Here is a 6,050-nt window from a genome sequence, read left to right on the forward strand (position 1 = left end):
CGGCGCCGCCAGCACCGCGCCCGCGCGATGGAGCGCCACGATGAAGCCCGCCTGCGCCGCGCTGAAGCCGCGCTCGCGGGGGGCCTGTGGCTGGGGTCGGGGGCCATGCTGCTCATCGGCCACTCGGAGACGCCGGGGCGCATCGCGGTGGCGGCCTTCCTCCTGGGCATCCTGGGGGACCTGTACCGGCCAGCGGTGTCCGCGGCGGTGGCGGACCTGGTGCCGCCCCAGGACCGGGCGCGCGCGTACGGGTTGCTCTACTGGGTCATCAACCTGGGCTTCGCCATCGCGCTGCCGCTGGCGGGCCTGCTCGCGGGGCTGGGCTACCGGCTGCTCTTCATCGCGGACGCGGTGACCACGTTCCTCTACGGCTGCTGCGTCTGGGCGTTCGTGCCGGAGACGCGGCCCCCGGAGGCTCGAGCGGCGCACGCGGAGCACTCCCCGCTGGGGGCGGTGCTGACGCCCTTCCGTGACAGCGTGTACCTGGCCTTCTGCCTGCCGGTGTTCGCGCTGGCCCTGCTCTTCCACCAGAGCTTCATGAGCCTGCCGGTGACGCTGACCCAGCAGGGCCTGACGCCCGCCCAGTACGGGCTGGTGATGTCCGTCAACGGCGTGCTCATCGTCGCGCTCCAGCCGTTCGTCGTGCGAGGCGTGGGCCGGGTGCGCCGCTCCACCGCGCTGGCGGTGGCGGGCGTGCTCACCGCCGTGGGCTTCGGGCTGCACGCGCTGCCGGCCACCGTGCCGCTCGCGATGGCGGCCGTGGCGGTGTGGACGCTGGGAGAGATTGTCCACTCGCCGGTGGCGCCGTCGGTGGTGGCGGACCTGGCGCCGGCGGAGCTGCGCGGCAGCTACCAGGGCGCGTACCACATGATGTGGGGCCTGGCGTCCAGCGTCGCCCCCGCGCTGGGCGGAGCGATGCTGGGCCACGTGGGAGCCACCGCGCTGTGGGCGGGCTGCTTCTGCGTGGGCCTGGCCGCGGCCGCGTGGCACCTGACCATCGCGGGCGCGCGCAGGCGCCGGGTGGAGACGCTGCGGCTGGAGCGCCCGGAGATGAGCGCCAGCCTGGACTGACGGCTACTGCCCGACGCCCAGGAGGGCCTCCGGCCGGGTGAGGCCGCGCGCGCGGGCGACGGGCTGGAGGATGTCCTGCGGGGGCGCGTCCGCGGTGAGCAGCAGCGCGCGCACGGCGGTCTCCACCACGTCCTCCGCGCCGGGGCGCACCATGCCGCGCCGGGCGTCCTCCACGCGCTTGCCGCGGTACAGGTCGAAGCGCTCCTTCACGTGCTTCGCCACGTCCGCCACGGCCTTGTCGCCCGCGTCCACGCGCAGCTCCAGCTCGTTGCGCAGCTGCACGGGGTCCGCGAGCACGCCGTAGCGGTCATAGCCCTTGTGCGCCAGGTCCTCGTGCAGCACCGCGTAGTCCTGCGTGTTGGGGGCGGGCACCTGCTGGGGCGTCAAGAGGTCGCGCATCACAGACGTCACGGTGGCCGTCACGGTGAGCCGGTGCAGCTGCACGTCGTAGACGAAGTCCGAGTACATGGGCTCCTCCACGGTGATGGGCTCGCGGAAGACGGAGTCGCGGTTGCGCTGCACCTCGGTGCGCTGGGTCTCCGCCTTGTCCAGCGACACCTGCACCGCCACCTCCAGCACGCGCGCCGCCTTGGACTTCATCGACATCAGGCCCTCATCCTGGGTGCACTGCCCCGAGCACCGCTCCGGGTCGCACTCGCCAGGCACCTTGCCCGGGCTCTTCGCGTCGCGGGCCTCCTCGCCGCACTCCTGGATGGCCGCGCGGCACTCGCGCTTCTCCCGCTCACGGCAGCGTTCGGCGACGTCGCGCAGCGTGCCCAGCTCCAACTGGGCCTTGAGGTACTCGCGCAGCACGGCGGCCTGCTTGCGCTCCACGCCTTCCAGGGTGCGCTCCGCCTCCAACAGCTTCTTCTCGTAGTCGCCGCGCTTGGGGTTGGGCACGGAGCGGTTGCCCGCGAGGTAGCGCTGGCTGCGCTGCGAATCCTCCACCGCCTTGAGCGGCAGCACGCGCTCCAGGGACAGGTCCAGCTTCACGCCCACGCGGCCCGGGGGCGCCTCCGTGACGACCTTCAGGGGCAGCTTCGTGGGGAGCGCCGAGGCCAGCCGTCCCGCGCTCAGCCGCTGGGCGACGTCGGGGGCCTGGGCGTTGTCCTCCACGGGCGTGGCGACCACCAGGAAGGCCACCTCGTCGCGCAGCCGCTGCCGCACGGACTCCGCGCGCTCGCGAGCGGCGGTGGCACCCACGCGCTCCTGGTCCGCGCGCACGTAGGCCACGAGCGCGTTGCCCAGCTTGCCGGCTTTCTCCAGCGTCTCCGCGCTGGAGAAGAAGCGCTTGGCCCACGCCACCTGCACGGCGTCCACGCCCTTGCGAGCGTTCACGTGGTCCGGCGCCACGGCCAGCACCGCGTCCAGCTCCGTTCGAGCGTCCTGGAGCTTCTCCTCCTTGAGCAGCCCCAGGGCCACCTGGACGCGCGCATCCAGCGTCTGGGCGAGCAGCGCGCGGGCCCCTTCATGGTCGGGGTTCAGCTCCAGCACGCGCACCAGCAGCTTGGTGGCGGACGGCAGGTCCCCGGAGGAATGGGCGGCGCCGGCCTCCTGGTACACCTCTTCGCCCCACTCCCTGCGCACCGCGCGCAGCTTCACGGTGATTTCAGAGGCCTCCGGATCCGCGGCCAGGGCGCGCAGGTAGGCGGCTTCGGCTTCCGCCCAGTGGCGCTCCTTCACGGCGCCGTCGCCCTCGCGCACCGCGCGGGAGAAGGCGGAACAGCCGCTGAGCAGCACGAGCGACAGCAGGGCCAGGGCGCTCAGCCAGCGGGAGGAATCGCGGGGGGGTCGGGCGGCGGGGGAGCTCACGCGCCGCATTCTCGCGGGAAAGCGCTCCGGGCGTGAAGATTCCGACGGCCTGCCCGGCTGGTTGCTCCGCGTGAAGGCAGACATCCTGGCGGGACGGGCCAAGGACGCCCGACGTCATTAGGCTGTTGTGCCTTTTGAATGTGTCACACCCACACGGTCTTCTGCTGGCAGCGATGAGGCGGGGTGCAAGCGTTCAGTGTCCGGGCGACGGACTGCCGGGAATGACGCGACGCACCAGTCAGTAGAGGGAATCAGCACCCACGAGGGGGGCTAGAGGAATCCAATGCCTTGTCCACAGCCGCGTCCCACCAAGTTCCACCTCCCGCTGCGGGCCGATACCTTCTCCATTGAGGACCACCGCAACGTCCACTGCCGTTTCTACGGCGGCTGCATCGACGTGGCGGTCCGTCAGGACTGGGAGAGCTTCACCTGCGCCAAGTGCCCCATGTTCCAGCAGGACAAGGCACCAGGCGCCAGCTCGTTTGCCTTCACGCAGCCCGCGAACTTCGGGCAGCCGTAGGTGTCTTTGTTTCAATCCCTGTGATTGAGCCGGCCGGGCGTCCTGGACGCCCGGTCCCTGCGTTCCGGGAGGACCGGGCCCACCTTGTCAGGCGGCGAGGGGGCAGCGGATGCAGGAGCATCGCGTCACATCCTGGTTGGAGTTGCAGGACCTGGTGTTCGCGGGCTCATGGAACGAGCCGCTGGGCCGGTTCCGCACGAGCTTCGTGTTCCGGGGCGTTCCGGACGCGACGTTGGATTTGACGGCGACGCTCAACCGCCAGGGAGCGTTCGTGCGGTTGGAGCGGGACCTGCTGCGGGCCTTCCGCAAGTACGCGCGAGGCGTGCCGGGCACGGAGCGGCTGACGTCCATCTGGGACTGGCTGGCGCTGGCGCAGCATCACGGGATGCCAACGCGGCTGTTGGACTGGACGTTCAGTCCCTATGTGGCACTGCACTTCATGACGGAGCGCATGGACCTGCTGGAGCAGGACGGCGCCGTGTGGTGTGTGGACTATCACCAGACGAACCAGCAGTTGCCCCGGCCGCTGCGTGAGCAGTTGCGGTTGGAGGGGGCGGACGTGTTCACGGCGGAGATGCTGGCGACGGTGGCGGGGGACCTGTCGACGTTCGACGGGTTGGGAGAGCATCCGTTCGTGTTGTTCTTCGAGCCGCCGTCACTGGATGCGCGCATCGTGAATCAGTTCGCGCTGTTCTCGGTGATGAACGGGCCGGGGCTGAGCCTGAACGAATTCCTGGAGCACCAGCACCAGGGCGTGCGCAGGCTGGTGGTGCCAGCGCGGCTCAAGTGGGAGATCCGGGACAAGCTCGACCAGGCGAACATCACCGAGCGGGTCCTCTTCCCCGGCCTGGACGGCCTCAGCCGCTGGTTGCGCCGCTACTACGCTCCGCGTCCCCGGTAGGAGCAGGAACCTGTGGCTCTGGCGCGGGCGGTGGGGCTGGAGGTGAGGGAGGCTGCGCGTCTGGCGCCGGTGGTGGAACCGCGAAGGAAGCATCTCCCGCCGGAGGAGGAGCCTTCGCGAGCACCTCTCCCTGGGGAGTGACCGCATAGGCATCCCATGCATCGAGCACCCGGATGCGCGGCCCACCACACCGTCTGAAGTCCTGGTGTACCGCGACGAAGTAGAGGCCCTGGGTGGGCCCGGTGAAGACGGCGACCGACAGGCCCTGCTCCGGGCTGGAACAGCCCTGGAACAACGTGGGGTCGGGGTTCGTGCGGATGAACTCCCGCACCGCTCCGGCCGCGGCCACCGCGGCCCCGGCTTCCATGGGTTGTCCCACGAGCGTGGCGGACGTCTCATCGGGCCATTCGATGGGCGTCGTCCACGCCTTCGGCTTCGCGGCACATCCCGCGAGCACCGCGATGCATCCTGCCGTCACAACCCTGCCCCTCATCGATGCTCCCTATTCACGCAGCAGCCGCAACGGCCCATTCGTGCACTGGGGCACCGCCCCCAGGTGGCTCTGTGTCGGCGCGCAGGTGCCCAGGAGGATCCACCTTCGCCGCCGTTCACTCCATTGCTCGACCTCGCCTGTGGGAAAATAGCGCAGGTAGACCCGGGAGCCGTCCATGCGCTCCGCGACCAGGGCAGAGGTCATCTCGATCGCCAGACTCTTGAAGAGGGCCGGGGCGGGGTTGCCGGGGACGAGGCGCACCACTGCCATGGCCGTCAGCGGATCAATCGCATCCGTCGGCCAGGCCATGAGGTCCACCGAAGAAGGAGGGCTGCCACACGGATGGTTGTGGATGAACCCGACCACCCAGACCTGTGAGGCCGGGTGGTCAGCATCCTGGACTTGCTGAGGCGCGGAGCAACGACTGTGGCTTCCGCGAACCGGTTCGGACACGCGCCAGGACAGGGACTCTCGCCCGCCTGCGACGTAGACGGTCGCGCAGTACTCCGTGGACAACCCCTGGATGGGACGCAGCGTCGCGGGGTCGCACGCTCGGGCACCTGGACGCTTGAGGAAGGCGTCCGCCACATCTCGTATCAGGCCGATGGGGATGGAGTTGTCCCCCGCGGGCATCTCGACCGCAGGCACTTCCGCCCAGGGGCCGCGACCGGTCTTCGCGTCCGCGAACGTGGTGGGAGCAGGCGCCGAGGCCGCACACCCCACCAGCAACCCCAGCAATGACAGCAGCGCGAATCGCACGGTGCATCCTCGCACCCACGCGAGGAAAGTACCTCACGCTTTCACGCGTGCACAGGCTCCCCACCCATGGGCCCGGACATGTCCCGGTCGCGCCGTGACGCGCGCTCCGCGTCTTCCTTCGCCCACCGCGCGTCATCCTCGCGCGCGTTCTTGTGCGCGAGCACACCCCCCACGATGACCCCACCTATCACCAGCATCATCACCAGGATTCCCACCAGCACCGCGCCGACAATGAGCATCTGAACCACCTCCACCGCCAACGGTGCGTCGCGCCCGCCCCTCCCGCAGGCCTGAGCCGACACGCCCTGCGGGACCTTGTCTCCCTGTCCGTCCTCACCCGTGTCTGCGACCCCGGGGTCCCCCGCCTGGCAATGGACAGACGTGGGACGCATCTTCGCCAAAGAGCCGTTGGGACACCCCACATGGAGGTGCGCCAATGCCAGACACCACCGGCATCGAACGCCCCAGCCCCCCACCCCCGTCCCCTATACCCA

General features: G+C 70.3%; 7 protein-coding genes. 3 read left to right on the forward strand and 4 right to left on the reverse strand.

What is annotated here, in order from left to right; all coding sequences use genetic code 11:
- Nucleotides 1-1,071, forward strand: a 1,071-nt coding sequence (locus D7X99_RS41265; RefSeq protein ID WP_233614198.1) for an MFS transporter, incomplete at its 5' end; no start/stop codon positions are given.
- Between the two features lie 3 nt (nucleotides 1,072-1,074).
- Here the strand turns inward: D7X99_RS41265 and traC are convergent.
- Entirely contained in the window at nucleotides 1,075-2,892 is a 1,818-nt protein-coding gene (traC, locus tag D7X99_RS41270; RefSeq protein WP_121782507.1) for an outer membrane exchange accessory lipoprotein TraC, read from the reverse strand.
- 274 nt (nucleotides 2,893-3,166) lie between these two features.
- Between traC and D7X99_RS41275 the strand changes: the two genes are divergently transcribed.
- Both D7X99_RS41275 and D7X99_RS41280 read left to right on the forward strand, forming a co-directional pair.
- Nucleotides 3,167-3,403, forward strand: a complete 237-nt coding sequence (locus D7X99_RS41275; protein ID WP_120581469.1) for a hypothetical protein — start codon at nucleotides 3,167-3,169, stop codon at nucleotides 3,401-3,403.
- 109 nt (nucleotides 3,404-3,512) lie between these two features.
- Nucleotides 3,513-4,304 (forward strand): FRG domain-containing protein, encoded by a 792-nt coding sequence (locus D7X99_RS41280; protein ID WP_121782508.1) that lies wholly within the window; start codon nucleotides 3,513-3,515, stop codon nucleotides 4,302-4,304.
- Here the strand turns inward: D7X99_RS41280 and D7X99_RS41285 are convergent.
- The 3 genes from D7X99_RS41285 to D7X99_RS41295 are packed head-to-tail and all read right to left on the reverse strand — an operon-like array spanning nucleotide 4,261 to nucleotide 5,795.
- A complete protein-coding gene (locus D7X99_RS41285) occupies nucleotides 4,261-4,782 on the reverse strand; it encodes a hypothetical protein (protein WP_233614199.1) in 522 nt (173 codons plus the stop codon). The genes D7X99_RS41280 and D7X99_RS41285 overlap by 44 nt on opposite strands.
- Before the next feature lie 24 nt (nucleotides 4,783-4,806).
- A complete protein-coding gene (locus tag D7X99_RS41290) occupies nucleotides 4,807-5,556 on the reverse strand; it encodes a hypothetical protein (RefSeq protein ID WP_233614201.1) in 750 nt (249 codons plus the stop codon).
- 41 nt (nucleotides 5,557-5,597) lie between these two features.
- The gene (locus D7X99_RS41295; protein ID WP_147476415.1) at nucleotides 5,598-5,795 is read right to left on the reverse strand and encodes a hypothetical protein; all 198 of its coding nucleotides are present in this window, start codon (nucleotides 5,793-5,795) and stop codon (nucleotides 5,598-5,600) included.
- Between the last annotated feature and the right edge of the window lie 255 nt (nucleotides 5,796-6,050).

It is taken from the genome of Corallococcus sp. AB032C, from assembly GCF_003668935.1.
In the GTDB taxonomy this organism is placed as follows: Bacteria; Myxococcota; Myxococcia; order Myxococcales; family Myxococcaceae; genus Corallococcus; species Corallococcus exiguus.